The organism is Saccharothrix longispora (assembly GCF_031455225.1).
GTDB lineage: Bacteria > Actinomycetota > Actinomycetes > Mycobacteriales > Pseudonocardiaceae > Actinosynnema > Actinosynnema longispora.
Genome location: NZ_JAVDSG010000001.1, coordinates 3445923 through 3470497, shown reverse-complemented (window position 1 = coordinate 3470497; position 24575 = coordinate 3445923). Strand labels below are relative to the sequence as shown.

The following is a 24575-nucleotide window of genomic DNA, read 5'->3' as shown; positions in this document are numbered from 1 at the left end:
GGCCGAAGGCGTCTCCGCTGTGGAATTGAGCCTATGGAAAGCAGCTCGCTCTACCAGCGGAAATGCATCGCGCTAACGGCGGTCGCGGACATGTTCGATCACGGTCGAGAGGTCCGACTTGAGGTCGTCGAGGCGGTCGGTGATGTCGTTGAGCCGCTGCTCGAAACCGTCCAAACGGGACCAGAGGCTGTCGGTCGGGTTGGTGATCGGCTCGTCGGCTTCCGGTGGCCTTCGACCGTGCAGCACGGAGTCCAGGTGCTGCGGGTGCCAGCCGAGCGTGGTCGACAGGGACTCAAGGGTCCGCGGGCTGCGGCGGCGCTCGACTGTGTGGTGCTGGATCTCGCGCACGATCGCTTGGGAGACGTGCGAGCGTTCCGCAAGCTCCCGTTGACGCCAACCCAGCTCGTTCACGCGCTGGTTGATGGCCTTGGCGACTGCCGCCCAATCCTCCGACACGTATTCCTCCGCGCTCCGCCTCAGCGCTGAGATTAGCCGTCTTCCGCTGTTCCGTGACGTGACACGGCGCATTTCGCGCCGGGTGCGATCAAACGCGCCTTCCGTTGCGCTGAAATCAGCAATCTAGAGCTGAAATCGTCAAGTCGATAATCGAAGGGCCTTTCTGATGCGTACTTCTCTGCCTTCTTCCGGTTACACGGTTCGTCAGGCCGCTTGGCTGCTGGGCGTCGAACCGCCCACCCTCTACCGCGCCGTTCGGCTCGGCAGGCTGCCGTTGGTGCGGCGGCGCGGCCGGTTCGTCATCCCGGCGAACGTGCTGGTGCGGCTGCTCGACGAGCCTCGTTCGGGAGGCACGCCGTGAATCTGGTCGAGATCGCTTGGGAGCTGGACCGGCTCCGGTGGGTACCGAGTGCGGTGTTGGCCCTGGTCGTGGAACGCGACGGGCTGTGCATGGAGACGTTCCCGGACCTGCCGCCGTGGGTGGACGAGGAGATGACCGATCGGGAGCTGGCCGCGCGCATGTGTGCTGGCTGCCCGGTGCGGGACGAGTGCTTGGAACTGGCGTTGCGCACGGCCGGTGAGGACACCGTCGGCGTGTGGGGCGGATTGGCTGCCGATGATCGGCGCGAGCTGCTCCCGCATTGGCTGCAACGCGGTGAACGGGTCGAGAGGGGGCCGCGTTCATGAACGCTCTCAGCCTCACTCCGACGCAACTGTTCGCTGGACTCGGCGTGGTCCTGGTGTTGCTGCTCGTCTGGCGGGCTGGTGCTCGGCGAGCGAAGGCCGCCGCGAACGCGGCACGGACCAGTGCGCGCCTGGTGTCGCTCGCTGGTCGGGTGCTGGTGAACGCCGCGCTGATCATGATCGTTCAGTGGGTGGTGATCACCCAACGCGGTGACGGGTGGCTGCTGCTGGCGGTGCTCGTGGTGCCGGCGCTGTTCGCGTCCTACACGTTGACGCGGGCGCTCACCGTGACCACCTACGAGCCGTCTCGTCGTCGGGGTGAGCGGCGATGAGTGAGTCGGTCGAGCGGGTGGCTCGGCAGGTCGACCGGTTGTGCTGGACGGGGATCTTGCTCGGGTTGGCGTTCACGATGACCAACGTCCAGCAGTTCGCGGCGGCCGGTGCGCCGGTGTGGTCGCTCGCCTGGTCTGCGGCGTGGCTGCTCGATCCGATGGTGTCGCTGGTGCTGCTGGCGATCCTTCGGGCGGAGCAGGTCACCGCTCGGTACGGCGTCCGGATGGGCGGATGGGTGCGGGCGGCGAAGTGGTTCACGCTCGCTGCCACGTACGTCATGAACACCTGGAGTGCGTTCGTGGCCGGCTCGGCGGCGCTCGTGGTGTTGCACTCGGTGCCGCCGTTGGTCGTCTTCGTGGCGGCGGAGGCGGTCACGGAGTTACGGGACAAGCTTGGCGCGGCCGTGAACGCCGTGCCGAGCGCTCCGCCGGCACCGGCGCCCTCGGCTCCGCGGACGTCGTTCGCGGACTACCTCGCCGTGGCTCGGGCAGCGCGGACGCCGGACGTGAAGGTGACGCCGGCGTGGGTCCGGGAGGTCACCGGGTGCTCGCGTGGGTTGTCGTCACGACTCGCAGCGGCGCTCGCCGAGGACGGGGGCCGTTCATGAACGGCGACCTGGTGCCCGCTGAGCCGGTGCTCGAAGGAGAGGTGGTCGGTGAACCTCGATCGTTGGTTCGGCGGCTGGGGAGCGGCTGGCAGCGTGCGCGCGCCGTGCCGCCACAGTTGAAGTCGTCACAATCACTTCAGTATTGGCTAAAAACAATTCTCACTTCCCTCGTGCGGCTGCCGGGCCAGCTCCTGAGCGGAGTCGGCAGGGGAGCGGTGGTAGCGGCTCGCGCGTGGCGGCGCTGGGTCCGGGTGAAGGACTACCGGGAGGCTGCCGAGCAGTCCGAGAAGCTGGCGGACAAGTTCGTGGAGATCCGCGCCTTGACCTTGTTCCGGTGGAAGGTGACCGGTGCCGTGTTCGGGGCTGTCTCGGCGGCGCTGCTCGTGCTGTACGTGCTCTACGGCGGGATTGCCATGTGGAGCGCTGCCGGGCTGGCATCGGTGACGCTGGCGATCGTGGGACGCCGGAAGGACGGCTCGCCAGGACGTAAAGCGGTGTTGTCCGGTCCGCGCACGCTCACGTGGACGATGGACCCGCAAGTCCTGGTCGACGCGTTCCGGGACGCGAAGCTAATCGGCAAGGACGAGACCTTGCGGTTGGTCGAGCGCGCGGCGCGCGTGGGGGAGGGCTGGGCGGTCACGGTTGATCTTCCGGCCACGCGGAAGGCTGTGGACGTCATCAAGAACCGGGACGCGCTGGCATCCGCGTTGGCGGTGGACGAGGTACAGCTCATCGTGGAGCGGGTCCGTGGTCGCGGTGGGCACGCGGGCCGGGTGTTCCTGTGGGTGGCCGATGACGACCCGTACGCGGGTCCGCCGTTGCGGACGCCGTTGCTGGATGTGGAGCGGTGGGACGCATGGCGGCCGGTGCCGTTCGGACGGGATGCGCGGAACCGACGGATTGATCTTCCGTTGGTGTGGACGTCGTTGCTCGTTGGTGCGATTCCTAGGCAGGGCAAGACGTTCGCCACTCGGTTGGCTGCGGCAGGGCTGGTGCTGGATGCGTACGCGCGGCTGTACGTGTTCGACGGGAAGGGCGGCAAGGACTGGGAGGCTGCCGAGCAGATCGCCTACCGGTACGTGTGCGGGGACGAGCTTGAGCACGCATACGCCGTGCGGGATCACCTGGTGGAGTTGGTGGCGGAGGTGCAAGCCCGGTATGCGCGAATGGCCACTTTGGACGATGAGGTGTGTCCGGAGTCAAAGATCACGCCGGCTATCTCACGGGACGCGGACCTCGGGATGCCCATCACCGGAGTGGTGATCGACGAGGTTCAGGTGTTCCTGGAGAACCCGACGCGTGAGCAGGTGGGCGGCAAGAAGACCACGCTCGGCGCGTACATCGCGGACCTGTTGGCCTACCTCGTGCGGAAGGGGCCGGCGGCCGGTGTGGTGGTCATCCTGGCCACTCAGCGGCCGGACTCGAACACCATCCCGTCCCGGCTGCGGGCGGTGCTCGGCTCGCGGTTCGCGTTGCGGGTGATGGACTGGCGGGACTCGAACATCGTGCTCGGCGAGCAGATGAACACGCGCGGGTATGACGCTTCGACGTTGCTGCCGAGTCACAAGGGCGTCGGCATCCTGCGGCCTGACGGCGAGACGGACGCCGGCGCGGACATGGTCGCCATGACCGTGCGGACTTACTACATGTCCAACGTCGAGTGGCGGGTGATCTGTGCGCGGGGGCGAGCGCTGAGGGAAGCTGCGGGCACGCTCGCCGGTCATGCGGTTGGCGACGATGCTCCGCGGCCGATCGACTCGACGTCGGTGGTCAAGGCGATCGTGAGCGGGACGGCTGATGGGTGGGTCGTGGACCTGCCGGAGCCGTTGGCGGCAGTCGTGGACTACCTCGGCGAGGAGCTGGACGAGCGCGAGTTCGTGCCCACGTCGGAGTTGGTCGAGGCGCTGGAGGTCGAGGCGGTCACGTTCGCTCGTGAGTTGAGCGAGCTGGGGTGCAAGCCGCTACGGCAGTACGTGCCGGACGGGGAGACCACACGGCGTGTTCGTGGCTACCTGACGGCGGACCTCCGGGCGGCTGTCGAGCGGGTTGCGGTTGATGAAATCGGCTCCCAGGGTGGTGGCCAGGCATGACCGATGACGGTCGTGTCACCGTGCGCCTGCCGGATGAACTTCCTGTGCTGACCCCTGCTATCAGCCGCATACTGCTTGCCATACTGGTCGAACTGACCGAGGTGGAGGTCTTGGACGGACCTCCGGGAGGGGGTGACGATGACTGTTGAAATCAGCCGAGACCCGTGGGCGACGCTGGACGAGCTGCTGGGTGTCGAGGTGGTCGAAGCGATCGAGGACGGTATCGGGCCGGTAGCGGTCTACGGGCGGTGCTCGACCGAGGACAACCAAGATCCCGAGACGTCACGCGGCTGGCAGTTCGGCAACGCGCGGAAGTTCGTGGAACCGCTCGGAGGTGTCATCGCTGAGGAGTTCTTCGACGTGGGGCAGTCGCGGTCCGTGCCGTGGGAGCGTCGAGAAGAGGGCGCTCGGCTGCTGGCGGCGTTGAAGAACCCGCATCGCGGGTGGAACGCCGTGGTGGTCGGTGAAGGCACACGGTGTTGGTTCGGCAATCAGTTCTCGCTCATCGCGCCGAAGTTCGCCGCGTACGGCGTCGAACTGTGGGTGCCGGAGCTGGGCGGGAAGTTCGACGCCCGGAACCCTTCGCACAAGATGTTGATGAGCGTGCTGGGCGGCATGAGCGAGTCCGAGCGCCAGCACGTGCAGGCACGAGTCCGGGCGGCGATGGACGCTCAAGTCGTGAACGAAGGGCGGCACCAGGGCGGACGTGCACCGTACGGCTATGTCGTGGTGGACGGCGGCCCGCATCCGAACCCGCGAAAAGCGAGTGAGGGCTACCGGTTGCGGGTGCTGGCGATTGACGAGCCGTCTGCCGAGGTGGTGCGGCGGATCTTCGCCGAGTACGTGAGTGGTCGAGGTGACCGGGCGATCGCAACGGGCCTCAACAGGGACGGGATTCCTTGCCCGTCCGCTCGACGGCCGGACCAGAACCGGCACCGGTTGGCGGACGGCTGGCAGGGCAGCACGGTGCGGGCGATCCTGGACAACCCGAGGTACACGGGATTCGCGTTCTTCGGGCGGTGGGCGCGGCAAGAGATGCTGCTCGATCCCGACGACGTGGCGGCCGGCTACGTGATCCGGTTCCGGCGGGCGAGCGCCGATCGGATCGTGCGGTCCCGCAAGCCTGCACATCCGGCGATCGTGAGTGTCGAGGAGTTCACGCAGGCGCACCTGCTGCGCAAGTCGAAGTCCGCCGGCGGGTTGAAGACGGCTCGCAAGAGCGAGCGCGCCGAGCGGCCCACGAAACGGCCGTACCTGTTCCGGGGCATCGTCAGGTGCACCGCGTGCGGTCGGAAGATGGAAGCAAGCCCAAGGGCGCGCGGCGTGTACTACCGGTGTCCGGCTCGGACGCTCGCGCCCGGATCACCTGCGCTGGCCACACATCCGCCCACGGTCTACCTCCGCGAGGACGTTCTTCAGGAAGCGGTGAACGGGTGGCTCGGGCGATTGTTCGCGCCGGAGAACCGGGACCGGACCGTTGCCGCTCTGGTGGAGTCGCAGGGAACGAACGGCGCGGCTAACGGCAGGGAGGCGGTGAAAGCGCGGCTCGCCAAAGCGGAAGCTCAGTTGAGCCGGTTCCAAGAGGCCATCAAAGCCGGAATTGACCCGCTGGCACTGGTCGAGCCGATGAACGAGGCGCAGGCGGTTCGGGCAGCCGCACAGGCGGAACTGGAGGGAACGCCAGCACCGGACGCGCTCAGCGCCGCCGAGGTGCACGCGATGATCGACTCACTGGGTAACGTCGGAGCGGCCTTGGCCGATGCTGAGATAGAGAGCGTGGCGAGCCTCTACAGGGCCGTTGACCTGCAAGTTCGCTACACGCACACGGCCCACGAGGCTGATGTGATCATCAAACCCGTGGGCCGTGTGAATAGTGCGCGTGTCCGAGGGGGGACTTGAACCCCCACCCCCTTTCGGGGACTAGCACCTCAAGCTAGCGCGTCTGCCATTCCGCCACCCGGACTCGGCTCTCGCCGTGGTGTGCACATAGATTACATGATCGTCTTCCGTGGTCCAAATCGGGGTGGCTGATGGCGACACTGTGGGCATTTTCGCTGTTCAGGCGCTTGATGACTGGGTGATCGAGGTGCTGGGGAGGGTTGCGGCGGCGGTGGGAGGTGCCGGCCGGCCGCGACAACGCCCTGATCTCGCTGCTGGACGCGTTCGAGCTGGTGGTCACCGACAACGCGGGCTTCGACCCGCAGGTGGACGTGTCGAAGACGGAGCAGGCGCTGCGGGGGACGGCCATCACTTGCCGCCGGTCACCGGTGACCTGGTCGACACCTGCATCAGGTTCTTCGCCGAGGCCGGCTGCTACCCGGCGGCCCGGGCACCGGCGCCGGCCGCCGGGCGTGACGACGGCAGGCGGGCGGTTGTGGCCGCCCGGCCGCCGCGTCCACGTGGTCGGCGTCGCCGGACCGAGGCGGAGCAGGGATCCGGCGGACGCGCTCTAGTTCGCCTCGCCCGTCAGCGCGAACGACCGCAGCCGCCGGGTGGCGCCGACCGTGCCCACCACGACGAACACCGATGTCATGATCAACGCGGTGGGCAGCGACATGGTCGAGGAGATCAGCGGGGTGTCGCCGATGACGTCCGCGACGGCCGCGGCGTGCCGGCGGATGCTGAACACGCGGGCGCCGTCGACGAACGACACCAGCAGGTTCTCCCACAGCACGATGTAGACGAGGCCGACCGCGACCGGGCGCTTGGTCATCACGCTCAGCGCCAGGAACAGGGCGCTGTAGGCCAACGCGCCGAGGGCCGTGCCGACGACCAGGCCGATCGCCAGCGTGCCGGAGCCCGCGATCACGGCCGCGATGGCCAGTGGAAGGGCGGTGGCCGCGGTGGTCACCAGCCAGGCCACCAGGAGCTTGGACAGGATGATTTCCGAGCGCGGCAGCGGCTTGGTGATCAGGTGGGTGATGGTGCCGTCGTCGACCTCCAGGCCGAGCACGCTGCTGCCGACGATCAGCGCGGTCAACGGCAGGATCACCGCGAGGCCGAGGTTGGCGAAGACCTGCGGGCCCCACTCGGACCGGGTCACGTGCTCGTTCTCGCTGGTGACGCCCAGCAGGGTCAGCCCGATGAGGATGACCGGCATGGGGAGCAGCAACAGCACGCGCCTGCGGCCGAGGAGGGCCCTCGCCGTGAGGCCGATGATCGTCGGGTTCATGTGGTCACCAGGTAGGAGAAGACCTTCTCGAGGGACTCGTCCGAAGGCAGGATGGTGGTCAGCCGGATGTTCCGCGCCTTGGCGAGTTTGGCGAGGGCGCGGGTGAAGGTGCCGTAGTCGCTGGTGTGCACCTGGAGACCCGCCTCGGCGATGCTCACCCCGGAGACCGACGGCTCGGCCATCAGCGCCGTGGCGAGGAGGCGGTCGTCGGAGGAGGCGATGGTGAACACGTGCGGGCGGGTGGTCATCAACCGCCGGATGTGCCGGTAGTCGCCGGAGGCGGCGAGCCTGCCCGCCACGATCACCTGGACGGTGCCGGAGAGCTGCTCGACCTCCTCCAGGATGTGGGAGCTGAACACGATCGTCCGCCCCTGCTCGGCCATGCCGTCGAGCAGTTCCATCATGTGCATCCGCTGCCGGGGGTCCATGCCGTTGAACGGCTCGTCCAGCAGTAGCACCTCCGGGTCGTGCACCAGCGCCGCGGCGACCCGGCTCCGCTGGCGCATCCCCTTGGAGTAGGTGGAGATCCGGCGGTCCTGCGCGTCGCGCAGGTCCACGACGCCCAGCGCGGCGCGGGCGGCGGCCGTCGGGTCGGGGAGCTTGTGCAGCTTGGCGCTGGCCAGGACGAACTCCCACGCGGTGAGGAATCCGGGCACGCTCTCGCGCTCGGTCACCAGGCCGAGCCTGCGGTACACGGCGGGGTTGGCCCACGCGGGCTCACCGCCGATCACGACCTCGCCCTGCGACGGGGCCAGCAGGCCCGCCATCAGGTGCAGCACGGTGGTCTTGCCCGCGCCGTTGGGGCCGAGCAGGCCGGTCAGACCCGGGCCGATCGACAGGGTCACGTCGTTGACTGCGACCACGTTGCCGTACCAGCGGGACACGCCTGCGAGTTCGACGGTGTTCACGACTTCACCCCCTTGTACCGCCACACCGCGGCCATCGTGCCGAGCGCGGTCAGCGCGACCGTGACCAGGCCGTACACCGGTCCGAACGAGCCGATCGAGACGAGGTCGACATCCACTCCGAACAGCCACTGGTCCACGCCGTTGAGCAGGCTCGTCGGGTCGAGCAGCCCGGCGAGCCGGCCGATCGTCCCGGAGTCCAACTCGCGCAGGACGGCCGAGATCGGTGCGGTGAGCAGGAAGACGCCGATGATCATGCCGGTGGCGAACACCCGGCGTCCCGACAGCGACGCGATCGGCAGGCCCAGCGCCGCCAGCAGCGCCGCGTGGACGGCCGCGGCCAGGAGACCGACGAGCAGTCCGCCGAACTCCTCCAGCACCCCCGGGACACCGTCGTCGGTGCTGAAGGCCATGCCGATGAACATGATCAGCATGGGCGCCGCGAGCATCAGGAACGTCGCGGTGGCCAGTGCGGCGACCTTGGTCAGCGCGTAGCTCGACCGGCTCAGCGGGCGGGACAGGTACAGGTGGAGCAGGTTCGTGCGCAGGTCCACCGACACCAGTTCGGGCGCGACCACGGCGACGAACACCGCCGCTGCGAAGGTGAAGGTGGAGGCGACGCCGACGTAGTCGAGCACCGGCTGGGGCAGTTGGCTGCTGATGACCACGATGATCAACGAGGCGATACCGGCCAGGCCGACCAGCCCGAGCGGCAGCACCTTCGCCCAGGGGCTGCGGCCGAGGCCGTAGGCACTGCGGACGCTGTGGGTGTACAGCGCGCGGGCCGAGTAGCCCGGGCCCGACCTCGGACCGGTGTAGCGCTGGTAGCCGATGTCGTGGATGACGCCGGACTCAGACATGGGACACCTCCTCGACCGGACGGTCGCGGAACAGGTCGGCGACCTGGTGCCGCTGGCGTTCGAGCCGGTGCAGGCAGAGGTCGAGGTCCGCGACGGCGTCCCGGATGAGGTCGTACACCGCGCCGTCGTCCTCGCCGAGGCGGACGGTCAGCACGCGGTTCCGGCGGCGCACGTCCAGGCCCCCGGCGGTGAGCGCGTCGGCGAGCCGCTCGGAGCCCTCGTCGATCTCGACGACGAGCAGGTCGTTGTGCTCGGTCATCGACGACAGCGTCGCCGAGCGCAGGAGCGTGCCCGCGTCGATGGCGATCAGCGACGTGCAGATCCGCTCGATCTCGCCGAGCAGGTGGGAGCAGACCACCACCGAGATGCCGAACTCGGTGCCGATGCGGTGCACCAGGTCGAGCATCGCCCGCCTGCCCGCCGGGTCGAGCCCGTTGGTGGGTTCGTCGAGCAGCAGCAGTTCGGGGTCGTGGACCAGCGCTTGAGCGAGCTTGACCCGCTGCTTCATGCCGGTGGAGTACCCCCCGATCCGGCGGTACCGCTCCTCGTAGAGCCCCACGTGCCGCAACGTCTCCGACGCCCGCTCCCGTGCCGCCGCGGCGGGCAGGCCGCTGACCCGCGCCATGTGCGTGACGAACTCCGCGGCGATCATGTCGGACGGCAGGCAGTCGTGCTCGGGCATGTAGCCGACCTTCGCCCGAACCCGCTCCCCGTCCGCGATCGGGTCGAGGCCGAGCACGCGAATCCGCCCGCTGGTCGGCGTGAGCAGCCCCAGTGCGAGTTTGATCAGCGTGGTCTTCCCCGCGCCGTTGACCCCGACCAGGCCGACGACGCCTGCCTCGATGTCCAACGTCAGGTCCGCCAGGGCGGTCACCTTGCCGTCGTAGCGCATTCCCAGCGCGGTGGTCTCGATGAGTGGCACACGAGGACCCTAGGCCGCCCGTCCACCTGCCACATCCGGTTCTCTCCCGAGGTTGGCGGCCTCCCGACCCCTAGGGGTGGCCGGCGCGACACGGGCAGCGCACCGCTGGTTGCGTGATCAAAGACTTCGGGAAGGGTCGGTCAGGCGAGGTTCGTGCGTCGGTGCGCGTGCGGGGCGCCTGCCGCACGGCGTCCCGGCTCGCCGGTCGTCAGCGGTTCTGGTCGGGGTGGGGTTCGTGGTTGAGGGTGGGAGTGGTCCGGATGACGGCGCCGTGTCAGGTGTGGGAGTTGTGCTGCGGGTCGTGCTCAGGCGGCGCGTCCTGGTCGGGTCGGGTTCGGTGGTGGAGCGCGCCGGTGTGGTGCCGACGTAGCGGATGGCGATGGACAGGCGTCCGGGACGGCGTTGCATCGGCAAGGTGACCGTGGTGCCGGGGGAGGGCGGTCGAGCGCGCCGATCCGGTCGGCCCGCCGGCCGGCAGCACCGCGTGCGGGGTGACGTCGTGCAGGCCTCGCCACGGGCGGCAGGTGCGTCGGGGGAAGTCGCGGGCCAGGTGTTCGGTGCCGGCGTCGGGGAGGATCTGCGCCTGGTCGCTTTGTCGCGGCGGCGGGTTCCGCGGGGAGTCCGGGGCCGCGGTCAACCGGTCGAAGCAGGTCGGGAACCGGGGATGCCGTTGCGGGCGAGCATGCGGCGGTGGCCGGCGGTCGCGGCGACCAGCAGCAGCGGGGGTGTTCGGCCAGGGGCGGCAACGCGTCCACGTCGAGACGAAAGGCTGGTGAGGCTGTCGCTGCCGATCTCCAGGTCGGAGCCGGGGTCGACGATCACCGCTCGTGGCTGTTCGACCATGTGCTTGGGCAGCTCGTCGCGCAGCCGGGCGCAGGTCGACAGGTCGAACCGGCCTACGGGGAGAGCGGCACTGCGCCGAGGTGCGACCGGGCCGACGGCGACAGGCCTGCGCAGGGAACGGGCGGGCCTGTCCCGGCAGGCGGGGACTGGTCCACCCCGCCATCGCCACCCCATCGGATGACGGGCTGCACGATGCGTCGACGGACCCGGACAGCCCCACCCGATCGCCGTGGCGCGGCTCTTCGATCAGAGGCCGTAGCGCCCAGGCCGGGCGACCGGAGGGGCATCCGTCGACGAGCCGGGCAGTCCCGGACGACGCTTCGCGTGCGCCATCGAGGCCGGCGCCATCGGCCGGCGTGTCGCCGAGGTCGTCCTGCTGTGGCGGCGGCGCGACCCCTGGGCGGTGGGCCGTGGGGAGTTGCCGTGGTGCCGGGCATCAGGTGGTCGGGTGGAAGGTGGCGCGGACGGTGAACACCAGCCACAGCATCACCACCAGGGCGATCAGGATCAGCGCCGTGATCACGACTGCGCGCAGCGCGCCGGAGCGAGGCCGCGCCGCCGCGGGCGGGCTGTCCGGGCGGTGCGACGGTGGCCGGTGTCGCCGCCCGGTGCGGCCGCCGTCGAAGGAGCGGCGGCGGGTGGACCCGACGGGATGCCGTTGGGCCCGTGGCGGCGGCGAGACGCGGGGCGGGGCAGTGGTGCGTGGTGCGCGGTGCGGGACAGGAGCGCCGGTTCCGGTCCGGCGCGGCGTGGGCGAAGGACCGGTGGCGCGCGTCGACACGCGAGGCGCGGGCTGAGCAGGCGCGGGGCGGGGGCGCGGTTCACGACTGACCTGGTCGGAGAAGCCGTGGGCGAGCAGTTCGTCGCGCTCGGGCGTGAAGTCGGTCAGGTCCAGGGCGGTGAACGCGGAGGCGACGTCGTCGGCAGCCCACACCGGGTGGTGCCGGGCCAGCCGGTGGAAGTAGCTGCGCAGCGGCTTCTGCCCGGAGGCAAGGACGACGTCGACACCGGGAGGCAGCATGGAGTGGTCCAGTTCCACCCGGGCGCCGCGAATGGGCAGGAGCAGGACCACGCCGGCGACGAAGCCGGGGTCCACGCCGGCTGATCGCAGGCCGTTCTTGACCGCGTAGAGGTTGGTGCGCAACTGCTCGACCGGGTTCGCCTCGCCCGACGTGTGCAGAGCCGCAGGCTGCCCGTCGACGGTCCACCCGCCGTTGAGCGGAATGCGCAGCACACCGTCCTGGCGTCGGGTGAAGCCCTTGACCTCGACCACCACGCAACCGTGCGGGGACCAGACCACCGCGTCGACCTGCCGTGTCGTACCGTTCGGGCCGGGCACGTTGCAGTTGACCATCGCCGCCCCCGGCAGGGCGTAGCTGCCCACCCAGGAACCCAGCCACTCGACCAACCGACGCTCGGCACCCGATAACGCGGCCTCGTTCTGCACTCGGACCAACACCCCGCACCCCTCCCCGGTTCCCACGCTCGGTGACGGGAACCCACGGTGGGTGACACCGTACGAGGTGGGTCCGACATCCCGGCGGGAATGACATCCGGTTGGGCTGCGGCGAGGCCCGGGTCGACGGTCGCGCGGAGCGGGCGTGACCGAGGTCGACGCGCTCACCGCGGTGACGGTCGCGTCCTCGCGCTCGACGATCAGGTCCGGGTGGGCGCGACCCGGCTGACCACGAGGCTGGGGTCACCCGGCGCGTGCTCGGGCAGTGCGACCGGGGAGCCGGCGTTGGTGGAGGCGTCGGTCAGGTGCGGAGTGCCGAGGGCTCGGGCTCGACGAGGAGTGGGATGTCCTCCGCGCGGTGGAGGGCGGGTGCGCTCTGCCCTTCACCGCGGACCGAGAGGCGGTCGCCCGTGCGGGAGGAAGCGGGCCGAGACCGTCGACTTCCTGCGGCGAACGCCGGTGAAGTCCGGTCTCCGACCGGCTCGTCACAACGGGGGGAGGGCTTCCGTCCGTGTCGAGCGAGGATGCGGCGGTGCCCGTGGGCGTCACGGCCCTCTGCCGCCGCCTGGCCCGGCGCTCGTCGTCACCAACCGCCACCACCCGACGGATCCGCCAAAGGCCGTGGTCATGCCTGTCCGGCGCGCTGTGCGCCTGTCACGGCGGAGGTGCCGAGGTCGGACGTGGGCAGCGACCGTCCGGCGGCGACGGCGGCGGACCAGGTCGCGGTGTCGGCGACGGCGGCGAAGTTCGAGTGGAACAGCGCCATCAGGGTGGTGTGGACGGTCTTGGCGTCGACGAAGCCCGCGTCGTTGGCGATGTTGATCGCGCCGGTGGCGTCGGAGAGCACCTCGGCGGCCAGTCCGTGGGTTTCGGCTTCGGCGGCGGAGGCGAGCACGCAGTTGTTGGTCATGTAGCCGACGAGGGTGATGGTGTCGATCCCGCGTTCCCGCAGCCAGGCGAGGAGGTCGGTGCCGGCGAACACGGTGCCGTACTGCTTGACGACCGACTTCCACCCGTCCGTGCGGCGGCTCGCCACTTCCGGGTGCAGTTGGAAGCCCGGCCGGGTGGGGTTGAACACGGGTGCGTCGTCGCCCGCCGTGTGCTGGACCGCGACGACGGGGATGCCGGCGGCGGTGGCCGCGTCGATCGCCCGCGCGATCCGGGGCAGCGAGTCGGCGTGCGGCGGGTACTGGATCTCCAGCGGTCCGCCGAAGTACTCCTGCTGCACGTCGATGACGACGAGGGCGCGACGAGGGGTGGTCATGACCGGGGTGCTCCTTGCTGTCGGTGCCGCCGTTGGTGTGGTCGGCACGTCGAGTCTGCGGGCCCGGAACTCCGCGGACCATTGGCACGCGTGCGGGGTTACGATGGAATCGTGCCAACCTCCGGAGGGGCCCTGCGCGTCGCCGTCTACGCCTTCGACGGCGTCACGATGTTCCACCTCTCCGTGCCGCAGCTCGTCTTCGACGAGGTCACGCGGCAGGGGTTGGGCGACTGGACGACGGTCCTGTTCTCCGACCGCGCCGGGTCGATCCGCACCGCCGAGGGGTACCCGATCGGCGAGGTGCGGGGCCCGTCGGCGGCCCGGGACGCCGACGTCGTGGTCGTGCCCTCCTGGTTCGAGGACGGTCGCGCCGCCGGTCCGACGCTGCGGCGGACCCTGGCGGAAGCCCACGGCCGCGGAGCCACGATCGCCGGGCTGTGCCTGGGGGCCGTCGCCGTCGCGGACGCGGGCCTGCTGTCGCGGCGCACCGCGGTGACGCACTGGCAGGCCGTCGACATGCTCGCCGCACGCCACCGCGACGTCGTCGTGGACGCCTCCGTGCTGTACGTCGACCACGGCGACGTGCTGACCTCCGCGGGCACCGCCTCGGCGATCGACGCCTGCCTGCACCTGGTGCGCGGCAGGCTCGGCGCCGCGGCGGCCAACCGGGTCGCCCGCAGCCTCGTCGTGGCCCCGCACCGCGAGGGCGGGCAGGCGCAGTACATCGAACGACCGCTGCCCGCGCAGTCGGCGAACGACCCGATCGCCGCCGTGCTCGAGTGGGCCTTGCGGCACCTGGCGGAACCCCTGCCGGTCGAACGCCTGGCCGGTGTCGCACACCTGAGCAGACGCACCTTCATCCGGGCGTTCCAGGCCTCCACCGGCACCACCCCGGCGGTGTGGGTGAGGCAGCGGCGCCTCGACGAGGCACGCCGACTGCTGGAGTCCACGGACCTGCCCGTTGACCAGGTCGCCGCTACCTGCGGCTTCGGCAGCACGGTCACGATGCGGCAGTGCTTCACCGCGGCCTTCGACACCTCGCCGTCGGAGTACCGCCGACGGTTCGACGCCCGTGCCGCGGACGACGACGCCGGTCGGCGCGAACCCCCTGCGATCCGTTGCCCGCCCTGAGGATGAGGCCCGCGGTGGGGTGGTCGGTGCACGCGGCGGTACCCGTGCACGACGGCGTGGACCTTGCCGGGCGCCCCCCGATCAGCCACCGGTGATCGGGCGTCGGCTGCGACACCGGGAGGGGTCTACGCCACCGAAGTCACTGGTCGATGCGCACCCGTGTGCGACCGGTGCCGCGTTGAGGGTCGAAGGTCCCGCATTCCGGGGAGACCGCGACCGCTGACCTCCGGCTTCCGCCGCCGGGAGGCCGGGGGCGAGTGCCGCACGGGGGCTGTCGGCACGGCGACGGGCACGGGTGGTGGGCGTCGTGCTCGCCATCGCCCCTGCGCCGGATCCGGTGCTGCTGCGACACCCGTCGTCGGCTGCCGAGGTGCTCGGGGCAGGGACGGAAGTCCGCGGCCGGGCGGGACCGGAGTCCGCCCAGCCGCGCATCCGGTCGATCGGTCAGGTCTGCGGCGTCTCGTGGTGCTCGACGTCGATCGACCGCTCGCTCGCCAGGGCGGCGATCGCCGCCACGGCGGTCACCACGGGGGCGGCGACGGCTGCGACGACGCCGGCCGTCACGGGGACCTCCATCACGGTGTGGCCCTTGTGGTTCCTGATGGCCGGACGCCGGACGCCGCCCTCGCGGAGCAGTTCCTCGGCCTTCTCGACGAGCGCTTCCCCGCGCAGGCGCGTGGCCTTCGGGGCTGCCAACTGCTCGGTCGTGTCGTACCTCCGTTCCCGGTCACCTGGGCAGGTGCACCGGCTGGTGGGTGACGGTCTCGATGTCGGCTGTCGCGGCGTCGAGGAGTTGGTGCGCGAGGTCGGACAGCGCCCTCGCCGTGGCGAGTTCGTCGCCGATCTCGGGGATGTTGGTGTCGGTGGGGTTCAGCCTCGCCGTGCCGACACCGACCAGGTGTGTGTCGTCGCGCGTGTGCAGGCGCGCCTTCGCCCTGGTCTTGTCGTCGTGCTCGTCGCCGGTGACGTCGACGCGCCACTGCTTGGTCTCTCGCATCGGGTTTCCTTCCGCTCGGGTGCCGGTGATCGGCCGTCGCGGGTGCCGACGTGGTGCTCGATCCGCACGGCGACGTGCTCCCGTGCGGCTCGGTGCCGGCGTTCGTGGTGGTCGCAGAACGTCAGTGCCCCGTTGTGCAGCACAACGCGCACCCGTGCACGCGCGCCGCACGGATCACACCGGTCCTCGACGGAGGACGGACCGGTCGCGATCGTGTCGAGCGCGGTGGTCATGACGGACTCCTCTTCTTCCCCGACCTCCAGCGTTCCCGCGGGCGGTGCGGCGGTACAGGGACCTTCGACCCGCGCCGGCCGGGACCCGGAGCGGGCGCCAGGGCACCTGCCCGTGGGGACCTCCGGCCCTGGGATTCGCCGTGCCGGGGAGCGAAGGTGGAAGTGCACGGGCCGGTTCGAAGTGCCACGTCCACCCGGAGGAGGACCTGCCATGACCAGCCGCATGAACGACCACGGCACACGCACGGACCGACCGGAGGACTTCGTCGTCTCATGGCCCCCGGAGGACGATCCTCCGAAGACCTCGGCGGTCCGGTCCGACGCCCCGGCCGGAGACGCGCCGCTCGACGGGTTCCACACTGGACGGCTGTGGACCGGCGGAGCCGCGACCGCGCTGATCGCCGGCCTGCTCGCGGTCGTCGGGATCCTCGTCGCCCGCGGATTGCTCGACATCGCGGTGCTCGCCCCGAAGGGTGAGGGCGCCTGGGGCAACGCCAACACCCTCGCCTACGCGTTCGGCTCGGCGGTGTGCGCTTTCGCCGCCACCGGCCTGGTGCAGCTGCTGCTGACCACCACTCCCCGTGCGATCCGGTTCTTCACCTGGATCATGGTGCTGCTGACCACGATCGCCGTGGTACTGCCACTGAGCCTCGACGTGGCCACCGAGAGCCGCGTGTTCACCGCCGTGCTCAACGCCGCGATCGGTCTCTCGATCACGGCCCTGTTGTCCGGTGTCGTGAGCAGTGCCCGCCGCCGGTGGAGCGCCTGAGCCCCACCGGGCGCACCGAGTGGACGGGGTCGGTGAGTTCCTGATGCGACGGTTCGGCACACCTTCGCGCGAGCTGCTGCCGACCGCGGTGAGCGCACCGCGCGCCGGCGCGTCGCCGTGAGGGACGCGACCTCTCCACCCCGCTCGAACGGGCGCCGAGCCGCGCGCACGTACGACGGGGCGACCGGGTGGACGCGGTGCCGGTCGACGGCGTGCTGCTCGACGGCGGTGTGTTCGACGAGTCGGCGCTCACCGGGAGGCCGCACCCGCCGTGCGTGCCCGTGGGGACTCCGTGCGCAGCGGTGTGGTGAACGGGGATGTCGCCGCTGACTTGAGCGCGTCGGCCACGGCCGAGGACAGCACGTACGCCGGTGTGGTGCGGTTGGCCCGTCAGGCTGCCGGGGGCAGTGCGCCCGTGGCGAGGCCGCGCGGTCGGTTCCCGTCTCCACACCGTCTCCACACCGTCTCCACACCGGCTCCATCCCCGCTGCGCACCGGAGGAGCACCGTGGTGGTGTCGGAATCGAGTGGAGGAGGAGTGATGAAGGCACGCACAGCGCTCGGTGTGATCACCGCCGGCGGCGTCGCCGCGGTGGTCGCGATCGCCACCGTTCCCGCGTGGGCCGCTCCGATGGGGCCCGGCCCGGAAACGGGGACCGGCGCGCGCGAAGGGCACGGAGGGCACGGCGGCCACGGCACCCGGGCACGGGACGGCAGCTGCCTCACCGCTGCCGGTGTCGTCGACCCGAGCGGAACCCTGACCGAAGCCCAGCGCTCGGCCCTGGCGGCGAACGCCCAGGAGGAGAAGCTGGCGCACGACCTGTACGCCGAGTTCGCGAACCTGTTCGAGACCCCCGTCTTCGACCGGATCGCCGCGTCGGAGACCGGGCACCTGTCCGCCGTCCGCACCCTGCTGACCCGCTACGGCGTGCCCGACCCGACCGCCGACCGGGAGCCGGGCCGGTTCGCCGATCCGGTGGTCCAGGCGCGGTACGACGAACTGCTCGTCCGCGGCCGTGCGGGGGAGCAGGCCGCTCTGGAGGTCGGGCGGACGGTGGAGACAGAGGACATCGAACTCCTCGACGCCTCCCTGGGCGGGCTGACCGCCCCGGACGTGCAGCGGGTCTACAGCCACCTGTTGCACGCGTCGCAGCACCACCTCGCGGCCTTCGGACGGTGGCTCACGCGGTGAGTACCCCCGGGAGGATCGCAGGAGGTCGGTGCGGAATCCGCGAAGACGTCGGCGGCGATGGGCTCGAGCGCCTGCGACGCGCTCGGGGGCGCTCGGCGGGTTCATCCGGGTGATCGGCCCGGCCGGGACGCCGAGGACGTGATCACCCAGCCGGCCGCCGTGTCCCGAGCACCGCACCGCGCCGGTCCCGAGTTCGTGACGGACGGCTTGCGACAGTGCCTGTCCGAGGGGCGGAGCGGGTCGGAACCCGTGCCGACGGCCCGACGGCGTCGCTGACACCGTCGGGCCGTCCGGTCCGCGTCGGGTCAGGTGCCCTGCGGCACGCGGATGACGTCACCGACGTTGATGACGTCGGGGTCGGTGACGGTGTTCGGGTTGGCGGCGACGAGTCGGTGGTAGAGGTTGCCGGAGCCGTAGTAGCGGGTGGCGATCGCCCACAGCGTCTCGCCCGCCGCGACGACGTGCTCGACGTAGGAGTGGTAGCCGGGGACGATCTTGGAGCCGAGGACGACGGGGACGATCACCTTGTCGAGTTCCTCCCCGTCCTTGGGGGAGGTGTGGTAGACCTCGACGAACAGCCGGTCGAGCGTGAAGGCCGCCCCCGTCACGTCCGCGGCGACCTGGAACTGGCCGTGTCCGCCGGTGCCGTCACCGGCCGTGAAGTACCCGACCACCTCGTCGTGGCCTTCGTGCACGCGGTAGTTGAAGTTGGCCTCGAACGCCCCGCCGGCCACCCCGGCGAGCTGGATGACGTCGCCCACCAGGTCGTAGGCCTTCGGTTGTTGCACGTCGATCGACATGGTCACACCTCTCTTGCGGAGATCCCCCCGGTGGCGGCGGAATCGCTGCGGAATGCGACCGCCCCGGTCGCGGCTCGAAGCCGATCACCACGAGCCTCCGACGACTCCTCCGACCAGTCTCGGACGCGCTGCGGTACGCCTGCCAGGGCAGGAAGTCCCGGGTTGGTGGGACCAGTCCCGACGGACCCCACCGGCCGGCACGGCTCCGCGAGAGCGGTGGACGGCAACACCGTGATCGGCTGCGAGACGAGCGGCACCGGCGTACAGCACGCCGCGTTGTGGCGGACGACAGAGTCCTGACCGGCCGGAGCGGCCGCGGCGGACGCCCCGAACGCACGGTGGTGTCCGAGGCGGCTGGTGGTACGGGTCGCGGCACAGCGGACCACGGCGCGCTGGTGGCGGACGCGAACGCGGTGGCGGTGCCCTGCGATCCATGCCGGAGTACGTTCGACGACCCACCCCCGGACGGGAAGACCAAGGTCGGAAACTCCGGGCGTTGGACGGTGTTCGCCACCAGGCCGAGCGTGATGAGTGTCCGGTCGAGCACGGTGCCGGTGTGGCCGCCGCCGGCCCGCACCAGCGCGGCTCGCCCGTCGGCGGTGTCGCGCAGGCGCCGCGACAGGTGCCGACCGGCAGGGACACCGGATCGGCAACAGCGGGTTCAGCTCGGCCCAGCGGGGGCCGTGCCGTCGCCTGGGGCATCGACCCGTCCGTCGGGTGGGTTGGTGAGGCGGCCAGACGGATGAGGAGGTGGCCGGGCTGGTGGCCGCCGAGGGTGCCGACTTCGACCGGCGATGGCTGTCGATGATGATCCTTCACCACCAGGGCGCCGTCGAGATGACCAAGGCCCAACTGGCCGGAGGCGCCGACCCCGGGGCCAGGAACCTGGCCCAGCGGATCATCGACGCCCAGGAAGCCGAGATCGGCGAGATGCAGGCCCTCCTACCCCCCCAGGGCTGAGCACCCCGAGGCTGAGCACCCCGAGGCTGAGCACCCCGAGGCTGAGCACCGACGCCTCGTGCCGGTGACGACACGGGCCGTCACCGGCACGGTCGTGGTCGAGCAGGGGCGGGCCGGGCGGTCACGGTGGACGACCCGCTCGACGGCACGGATCGACCGCCACTCGGCGGTCGATCCCCGGAGGGCTCGCGGCCACGACGGGCACGTCCGGGATGCCGCGGCCGGCCAGGCGGGGGGAATCGCCGCCTGGCCGGTCCGGCGGGGCGACCGTGCTCCCGTCGCACCGCGTCTCCCGGGGTCGTCGGTGCTCACGACCGCGGCCGCCGCAACCGCTTGTCCACGGCCACCACGAGGCTCGCCGCGACGGCGACGGCCAGGACGCGCAGCCACACGTCGCCGCCGATGGGGGCGGTGCCGAAGATCGTGTTCATGACGGGCAGGTAGGTGATGGCGAGCTGCCCGACGGCCTGGACGGTGCCGCCGACGACGATCCACCTGTTGGTGAACAGCCCGATCCGCCACGCCGACCGGGTCAGCGAGCGGCAGCTGAACAGGTAGAACGCCTCGACCACGACGAACACGTTCATCGCGGCGGTGCGCGCCTCGGTCAGGTTCGCGCCGTTGGCCAGTTCCCACTGGAACAGCCACCACGAGCCGGCGACCAGCAGCGTGGACACCAGCAGGATGCGCATCACCAGCGCGCGGGTGAGCAGCGGCTGGTCCGGGTCGCGGGGTGGCCGGGTCATGATGCTGGCTTCCTTGGGCTCGAAGGCGAGCATCAGCCCGAGCGCGACGGCGGTGGTCATGTTGATCCACAGGATCTGGGTGGGCAGGATCGGCAGCGCGGCGCCGAACACGATCGCGGCCAGGATGACCAGGCCCTCGCCGATGTTGGTGGGCAGGGTCCAGGCGATGAACTTGGTGAGGTTGTCGAACACGCCGCGGCCTTCCTCCACCGCGGCCTCGATCGTGGCGAAGTCGTCGTCGGTGAGCACCATGTCCGCGGCGTCCTTGGCCACCTCGGTGCCGCTGTGCCCCATCGCCACACCGATGCCGGCCTGCCGCAGGGCGGGCGCGTCGTTGACCCCGTCACCGGTCATCGCGACCACGTGCCCGCGTGCCTGCAACGCCTCGACCAGCCTCAGCTTCTGCTCCGGGGAGACCCTGGCGAACACGGCGGCCCGGTTCACCGCCTCCGGGAAGTCCTCGGTCCGCAGGGCCGCCAGTTCGACCCCGGTCAGCACCGCGCCCTCGGCGCGCTCGTCGAGCAGGCCGACCTGGCCGGCGATCGCGGTGGCGGTGGCGACGTGGTCACCGGTGATCATCTTCACCGCGATGCCGGCGGTGCGGCAGGCGGCCACCGCGGCGGTCGCGGCGGCCCGGGGCGGGTCGAGCATGGCCTGCAGCCCGGTGAGCACCATGCCGCCGGCCAACGAGTCCTCGCCGAACCCGTCCGGGCGGTTCTCGCCCGGACCGGTGGCCGGACGCATCGCCGTGGCCAGGACCCGCAGTCCTCGACCGGCCAGGTCGTCGGCCTCGCGCAGCGCGGTGGCGCGGTCCAGGGGCCGGACCGTGCCGTCCGCGTCCAGTTGCGCGTCGCACAGGTCGAGCACCCGCTCGACGCCGCCCTTGGCCAGCACCACGTGAGTGCCGTTGGCGGTGTCGCGGTGCAGGGTGGCCATGTACTGGCGCTCGGAGCTGAACGGGATCGTCGCCAGGCGGGGAAGCAGGCCCGCGACGCGGTCGACACCCAGTCCCGCCTTGGCCGCGACCACCAGCATCGCGCCCTCGGTGGGGTCGCCGACGACGTCCCACCGCCCGTCCTCGTGGGTCAGGGCGGCGTCGTTGCAGGCGGCGCCGGCCAGCAGCGACCAGCGCAGCGCCCGGTCGGCTTCCACCGGAGCGGGGGCGTCGGCGCTGTCGTGCAGCGTCCCGTCCGGGGCGTAGCCCGAGCCGGTGACCTCGTACCGGTCACCCGGGGTCCACAGGGTCCGCACGGTCATCTGGTTCTCGGTGAGCGTGCCGGTCTTGTCGGTGCAGATCACCGTGGTGCCGCCCAGCGTCTCCACCGCGGGCAGCCGGCGGATCACCGCGCGCCGCCGCGCCATCCGGGCCACGCCGATGGCCAGCGTGATGGTGACCGCCGCCGGGAGACCCTCGGGGATCGCGCCGACCGCGAGGGCGATCGCGGCGGTGAACGTCTCCACCGCGTCCTGCCCACGCCACAGGCCGACCCCGAAGGTGGCCGCGGCCAGGGCCAGGATGCCCACGGTGAGAATCCTGCTGAACCCGGCGAGCTTCCGCGTCAGCGGTGTCGCCAGGGTCTCCGCGGCCCCGACCAGCCGGTGGATCTCGCCCAGCTCGGTCTGCGCGCCGGTGGCCACCACGATCCCGGCGCCGCCACCGGTGGTGACGAGGGTGCCCGAGTAGGCCATGTTGTGCCGGTCGGCCACCGGGATCGCCTCGGGCAGCACCACTTCGTCCTTGGCGACCGGCACGGATTCGCCGGTCAGCGCCGACTCGTCCACCCGCAGCTCGACCAGCCTGGTCAGCCGCAGGTCGGCGGGCACCTTGTCGCCCGCTTCCAGCAGGACGAGATCACCGGGGACGAGTTCGTCGGACGGCACGATGCGCTCGTGGCCGTCGCGGACCACCTTGGCCCGCGTGCGCACCATCGACCGCAGGCCCTCCAGCGCGGCCTCGGCCTTGGACTCCTGGATGAAGCCCACGACCGCGTTGATCACCACGACACCGAAGATCACAGCGGAGTCGACGTACTCGCCCAGCCCCGCGGTGATCGCCCCGGCGGCGAGCAGCACGTAGATCAGCGGGTTGTGGAACTGCCGCAGGATCCGCACCAGCAGACCGGCGCCCTTGGGCGCGGGCAGGGTGTTCGGCCCGAACCGGGTCAGCCGCTCGGCGACCTCCCGGTCGGTCAGACCGCGATGCGGGTCGCTCCCCAGCAGCAGTACCACCTCGTGGGCCGCCAGCCCGTGGTGCACGGTCGTCGACGCCGCGACCGACGTGGTCATCAGGTCACCTCTCCACGCGCGAGGGCCTGCGGCCGCCCGACAGCCGGCTGTCCTCCGGTCGCGTGGACGACCACGACAGCCGTCCGGGTGGGCGACTCTCCGGCGGGTGAGCCGTCGAGGCCGACGGCGACGCGGTGGGGCATGACCCGAGTACCTCTTTCCTGACCTGCGCTGATCCGCCGAGCACATCGGTGCCCGGCAGGACGGCGGAACCGTGTGCCTCCAGGCTTCCGGGGCGCTGCCGTGCCGATAAGGGCCTGATGTCACCCCTGGAGCGGGACCTGTGTCCCGGACGAGCCGGGAGCCGGGTCCTGGTCGCCGGCAGGTGGCCGAGGCCGAGGCCGAGGCCGAATGGGGCCACGACGCCGAGACCGGCGACCGGCGGCGCCTTCACCTCGGCGGGCCCGGGTGACCGGCACCGTGGAACGGTTCCGGCAGGCCAACTGCCGCGACCAGTACCGGCTGCTCGACGACGGCGTCCACCGCACCTGCTCCGACGAGGAGTTCCTGGCCGCGGAGAGCGTGCGGCAGGACGTGCCCGAGTCGTCGGGGACCACCGCGCCGTCGAGTTGACGGGCAGGGCAGGTGCACGGGGGCCTACCGCCGCGCTCGACGCCTGCCCCCGTGGGACAGGGCCTCTCGGCACCATGCCCTGGTTCGACGTCCCACGACCTCGACCGCCGCGAGCGTGCCGCCGGACGCTGCTCGGGGTGTGCCGTGGCCGGATGGGTCAGGTGAAGAGGTAGGTGCCGATGCCCGAGGCCGCGGTGAGGCCGGGTTCCGCGAGGCAGGCCAGGAGGTCGAGGTTGAGCAGCTCGACGACGTGCGTGACGGAGTCGCCGGTGAACTTGCCCGCCGTCACCGTCCCGCTCTCCACGATGACCAGCGTCCCCAGGACGTAGTTCGCTGACCGGGTGTAGCCGATCGTGCTGGTCTCCCCGGTGTTCCAGGTGATGGTGTACGAGCCGCTGCCCGACGCGGCCAGGTCCGTGCACGAGCGGTCGAGGCCGCGGACGGTCGCCCGCACACGTCCTCCCGTCACGGCAGGGTCCGTGAGGGACGTGCACGAGAGGACGTTGTCCACGTCCACGACCACCGACCGACGCGTGGTCAGCAGGCCGGGGGAGTAGGACACCGACTCGGTCTCGGTGCAGGTGAGGTCCCCCGGCGCGGCCTGGGCGGGGGACGACGCGATCAGCGCGGACGACGCGATCAGCGCGACCGCGACCAGCGAACCTCGAATGCTGCGCACCGCTTGGTCCTCCACAGTGGTTGCGGTGGGGGTCGACCCGGACTCCGACGCCCGTGTCGCCCGCCGGTTCAGAGCAGGGCGGTGAAGGTGACGGTGCCGCTGACGCTGGTCAGTCCCTGCGGGGTGAGGCAGGCGGTGAGGTCGGTGGCGGGCAGGACCTTGGTCTGCACGACGGTCGCTCCCCGGAACAGCCCGTCGACCACGGTGCCGGTCAGGACGAGCACGGTGGTGCCGCCGGGCTTGAGGTTGACCTCGAAGCCACCTTGGACGGTGCTGCTGTGCCCGGTGTTCCAGTGGTAGGTGGAGGTGTTGGTGGTGGAGCCCGCCAGGCAGCTGAACGTGCCGCTGACCAGGGACGTGAAGGTCGCACCGGTGATCCCGGGGTGGCTGGGGGACACGCAGCCGCCCAGCGTTCCGGTGGCGTGGAAGTCGATGTGCCTCGGCAGCAGCGTCATGCCGGGGGAGTAGGTGCCCACCTGGGTGCCCAGGGCGCAGTTGACGTCCACCACGGACGCCGAAGCGGGCGCGGGTGAGAGGAGGGCCGCTCCGAGCAGCCCGCCCACCAGGGCGGTGATCAGCGAACGCGGGCGCATGGGCGTTTCCGTTCTTCGGGGGCGT

The 24575-nt window shown here is 71.1% G+C and carries 26 protein-coding genes, 1 tRNA gene and 2 pseudogenes; 13 read left to right on the top strand and 16 right to left on the bottom strand.

What is annotated here, in order from left to right; genetic code table 11:
- Positions 1 to 72: 72 nt before the first annotated feature.
- A complete protein-coding gene (locus tag J2S66_RS14150) occupies positions 73 to 456 on the bottom strand; it encodes a helix-turn-helix domain-containing protein (protein WP_106614129.1) in 384 nt (127 codons plus the stop codon).
- A 166-nt stretch (positions 457 to 622) separates the two neighbouring features.
- On the opposite strand from J2S66_RS14150, the gene J2S66_RS14145 reads away from it, so the two are divergent.
- From J2S66_RS14145 to J2S66_RS14120, 6 genes are all read left to right on the top strand, one after another.
- Positions 623 to 817 (top strand): helix-turn-helix domain-containing protein, encoded by a 195-nt coding sequence (locus J2S66_RS14145; protein ID WP_310307472.1) that lies wholly within the window; start codon positions 623 to 625, stop codon positions 815 to 817.
- The gene (locus J2S66_RS14140) at positions 814 to 1143 is read left to right on the top strand and encodes a WhiB family transcriptional regulator (protein ID WP_310307471.1); all 330 of its coding nucleotides are present in this window, start codon (positions 814 to 816) and stop codon (positions 1141 to 1143) included. Before J2S66_RS14145 ends, J2S66_RS14140 begins: the two co-directional genes overlap by 4 nt.
- Entirely contained in the window at positions 1140 to 1472 is a 333-nt protein-coding gene (locus tag J2S66_RS14135) for a hypothetical protein (protein WP_310307470.1), read from the top strand. Before J2S66_RS14140 ends, J2S66_RS14135 begins: the two co-directional genes overlap by 4 nt.
- Complete coding sequence (locus J2S66_RS14130; RefSeq protein ID WP_310307469.1) at positions 1469 to 2080, top strand: hypothetical protein; 612 nt, start codon at positions 1469 to 1471, stop codon at positions 2078 to 2080. Before J2S66_RS14135 ends, J2S66_RS14130 begins: the two co-directional genes overlap by 4 nt.
- Entirely contained in the window at positions 2077 to 4170 is a 2094-nt protein-coding gene (locus J2S66_RS14125) for an FtsK/SpoIIIE domain-containing protein (RefSeq protein ID WP_310307468.1), read from the top strand. The genes J2S66_RS14130 and J2S66_RS14125 overlap by 4 nt, the downstream gene beginning before the upstream one ends.
- A 138-nt stretch (positions 4171 to 4308) precedes the next feature.
- Positions 4309 to 6069 carry a recombinase family protein gene (locus J2S66_RS14120; RefSeq protein ID WP_310307467.1) on the top strand — a complete coding sequence of 587 codons (1761 nt, stop codon included), beginning with the start codon at positions 4309 to 4311 and terminating at the stop codon, positions 6067 to 6069.
- On the opposite strand, the gene J2S66_RS14115 is transcribed toward J2S66_RS14120, so the two are convergent.
- A tRNA-Leu gene (locus J2S66_RS14115) sits at positions 6051 to 6133 on the bottom strand. The genes J2S66_RS14120 and J2S66_RS14115 overlap by 19 nt on opposite strands.
- Before the next feature lie 154 nt (positions 6134 to 6287).
- Here J2S66_RS14115 and J2S66_RS14110 point away from each other — a divergent pair.
- Positions 6288 to 6623, top strand: coding sequence for a hypothetical protein (locus J2S66_RS14110; RefSeq protein WP_310307466.1), 336 nt, complete (start codon positions 6288 to 6290; stop codon positions 6621 to 6623).
- On the opposite strand, the gene J2S66_RS14105 is transcribed toward J2S66_RS14110, so the two are convergent.
- From J2S66_RS14105 to J2S66_RS14075, 7 genes are all read right to left on the bottom strand, one after another.
- Positions 6620 to 7342 carry an ABC transporter permease gene (locus J2S66_RS14105; RefSeq protein ID WP_310307465.1) on the bottom strand — a complete coding sequence of 241 codons (723 nt, stop codon included), beginning with the start codon at positions 7340 to 7342 and terminating at the stop codon, positions 6620 to 6622. The two genes, J2S66_RS14110 and J2S66_RS14105, sit on opposite strands and share 4 nt — an antisense overlap.
- Complete coding sequence (locus tag J2S66_RS14100) at positions 7339 to 8250, bottom strand: ABC transporter ATP-binding protein (protein ID WP_310307464.1); 912 nt, start codon at positions 8248 to 8250, stop codon at positions 7339 to 7341. Before J2S66_RS14100 ends, J2S66_RS14105 begins: the two co-directional genes overlap by 4 nt.
- Entirely contained in the window at positions 8247 to 9107 is an 861-nt protein-coding gene (locus tag J2S66_RS14095; protein ID WP_310307463.1) for a hypothetical protein, read from the bottom strand. Before J2S66_RS14095 ends, J2S66_RS14100 begins: the two co-directional genes overlap by 4 nt.
- The gene (locus J2S66_RS14090) at positions 9100 to 10029 is read right to left on the bottom strand and encodes an ABC transporter ATP-binding protein (RefSeq protein WP_310307462.1); all 930 of its coding nucleotides are present in this window, start codon (positions 10027 to 10029) and stop codon (positions 9100 to 9102) included. The genes J2S66_RS14095 and J2S66_RS14090 overlap by 8 nt, the downstream gene beginning before the upstream one ends.
- Positions 10030 to 10662: 633 nt before the next feature.
- On the bottom strand, positions 10663 to 10872 hold the full coding sequence (locus J2S66_RS14085; RefSeq protein ID WP_310307461.1) for a hypothetical protein: 210 nt from the start codon (positions 10870 to 10872) through the stop codon (positions 10663 to 10665).
- A 436-nt stretch (positions 10873 to 11308) separates the two neighbouring features.
- Positions 11309 to 12331: a nuclease-related domain-containing protein gene (locus tag J2S66_RS14080; protein WP_310307460.1), complete on the bottom strand. Its 1023-nt coding sequence runs from the start codon at positions 12329 to 12331 to the stop codon at positions 11309 to 11311.
- A gap of 622 nt (positions 12332 to 12953) precedes the next feature.
- Positions 12954 to 13592: an isochorismatase family protein gene (locus tag J2S66_RS14075; RefSeq protein WP_310307459.1), complete on the bottom strand. Its 639-nt coding sequence runs from the start codon at positions 13590 to 13592 to the stop codon at positions 12954 to 12956.
- 111 nt (positions 13593 to 13703) lie between these two features.
- On the opposite strand from J2S66_RS14075, the gene J2S66_RS14070 reads away from it, so the two are divergent.
- Positions 13704 to 14723 (top strand): GlxA family transcriptional regulator, encoded by a 1020-nt coding sequence (locus tag J2S66_RS14070; protein ID WP_310307458.1) that lies wholly within the window; start codon positions 13704 to 13706, stop codon positions 14721 to 14723.
- 444 nt (positions 14724 to 15167) lie between these two features.
- Here J2S66_RS14070 and J2S66_RS14065 read toward each other — a convergent pair whose 3' ends face one another.
- The 3 genes and pseudogenes from J2S66_RS14065 to J2S66_RS37255 all read right to left on the bottom strand — a co-directional run.
- Positions 15168 to 15419, bottom strand: coding sequence for a DUF4342 domain-containing protein (locus J2S66_RS14065; protein WP_310307457.1), 252 nt, complete (start codon positions 15417 to 15419; stop codon positions 15168 to 15170).
- Positions 15420 to 15450: 31 nt separating this feature from the next.
- Positions 15451 to 15720, bottom strand: coding sequence for a DUF1876 domain-containing protein (locus tag J2S66_RS14060; RefSeq protein ID WP_310307456.1), 270 nt, complete (start codon positions 15718 to 15720; stop codon positions 15451 to 15453).
- 65 nt (positions 15721 to 15785) lie between these two features.
- A pseudogene (locus tag J2S66_RS37255) lies at positions 15786 to 15953 on the bottom strand (DUF7455 domain-containing protein); the annotation flags it as partial.
- Positions 15954 to 16164: 211 nt separating this feature from the next.
- Here J2S66_RS37255 and J2S66_RS14055 point away from each other — a divergent pair.
- From J2S66_RS14055 to J2S66_RS14045, 3 genes are all read left to right on the top strand, one after another.
- Positions 16165 to 16722, top strand: coding sequence for a DUF6069 family protein (locus tag J2S66_RS14055; RefSeq protein WP_310307455.1), 558 nt, complete (start codon positions 16165 to 16167; stop codon positions 16720 to 16722).
- Between the two features lie 188 nt (positions 16723 to 16910).
- Complete coding sequence (locus J2S66_RS14050; protein ID WP_310307454.1) at positions 16911 to 17033, top strand: hypothetical protein; 123 nt, start codon at positions 16911 to 16913, stop codon at positions 17031 to 17033.
- A gap of 229 nt (positions 17034 to 17262) precedes the next feature.
- Positions 17263 to 17913, top strand: a complete 651-nt coding sequence (locus J2S66_RS14045) for a DUF2202 domain-containing protein (RefSeq protein WP_310307453.1) — start codon at positions 17263 to 17265, stop codon at positions 17911 to 17913.
- Between the two features lie 305 nt (positions 17914 to 18218).
- Here J2S66_RS14045 and J2S66_RS14040 read toward each other — a convergent pair whose 3' ends face one another.
- Entirely contained in the window at positions 18219 to 18713 is a 495-nt protein-coding gene (locus tag J2S66_RS14040) for a Gmad2 immunoglobulin-like domain-containing protein (protein WP_310307452.1), read from the bottom strand.
- Between the two features lie 744 nt (positions 18714 to 19457).
- On the opposite strand from J2S66_RS14040, the pseudogene J2S66_RS14035 reads away from it, so the two are divergent.
- Positions 19458 to 19673, top strand: a pseudogene (locus J2S66_RS14035) (DUF305 domain-containing protein); the annotation flags it as partial.
- Between the two features lie 308 nt (positions 19674 to 19981).
- Here the strand turns inward: J2S66_RS14035 and J2S66_RS14030 are convergent.
- Positions 19982 to 22705, bottom strand: coding sequence for a cation-transporting P-type ATPase (locus J2S66_RS14030; protein ID WP_310307451.1), 2724 nt, complete (start codon positions 22703 to 22705; stop codon positions 19982 to 19984).
- A 420-nt stretch (positions 22706 to 23125) separates the two neighbouring features.
- Here J2S66_RS14030 and J2S66_RS14025 point away from each other — a divergent pair, with 420 nt between their 5' ends.
- Positions 23126 to 23278 carry a hypothetical protein gene (locus J2S66_RS14025; RefSeq protein WP_310307450.1) on the top strand — a complete coding sequence of 51 codons (153 nt, stop codon included), beginning with the start codon at positions 23126 to 23128 and terminating at the stop codon, positions 23276 to 23278.
- Positions 23279 to 23435: 157 nt separating this feature from the next.
- On the opposite strand, the gene J2S66_RS14020 is transcribed toward J2S66_RS14025, so the two are convergent.
- Complete coding sequence (locus J2S66_RS14020; protein ID WP_310307449.1) at positions 23436 to 23957, bottom strand: hypothetical protein; 522 nt, start codon at positions 23955 to 23957, stop codon at positions 23436 to 23438.
- Positions 23958 to 24025: 68 nt separating this feature from the next.
- Positions 24026 to 24550 carry a hypothetical protein gene (locus tag J2S66_RS14015; protein WP_310307448.1) on the bottom strand — a complete coding sequence of 175 codons (525 nt, stop codon included), beginning with the start codon at positions 24548 to 24550 and terminating at the stop codon, positions 24026 to 24028.
- Positions 24551 to 24575: the final 25 nt, after the last annotated feature.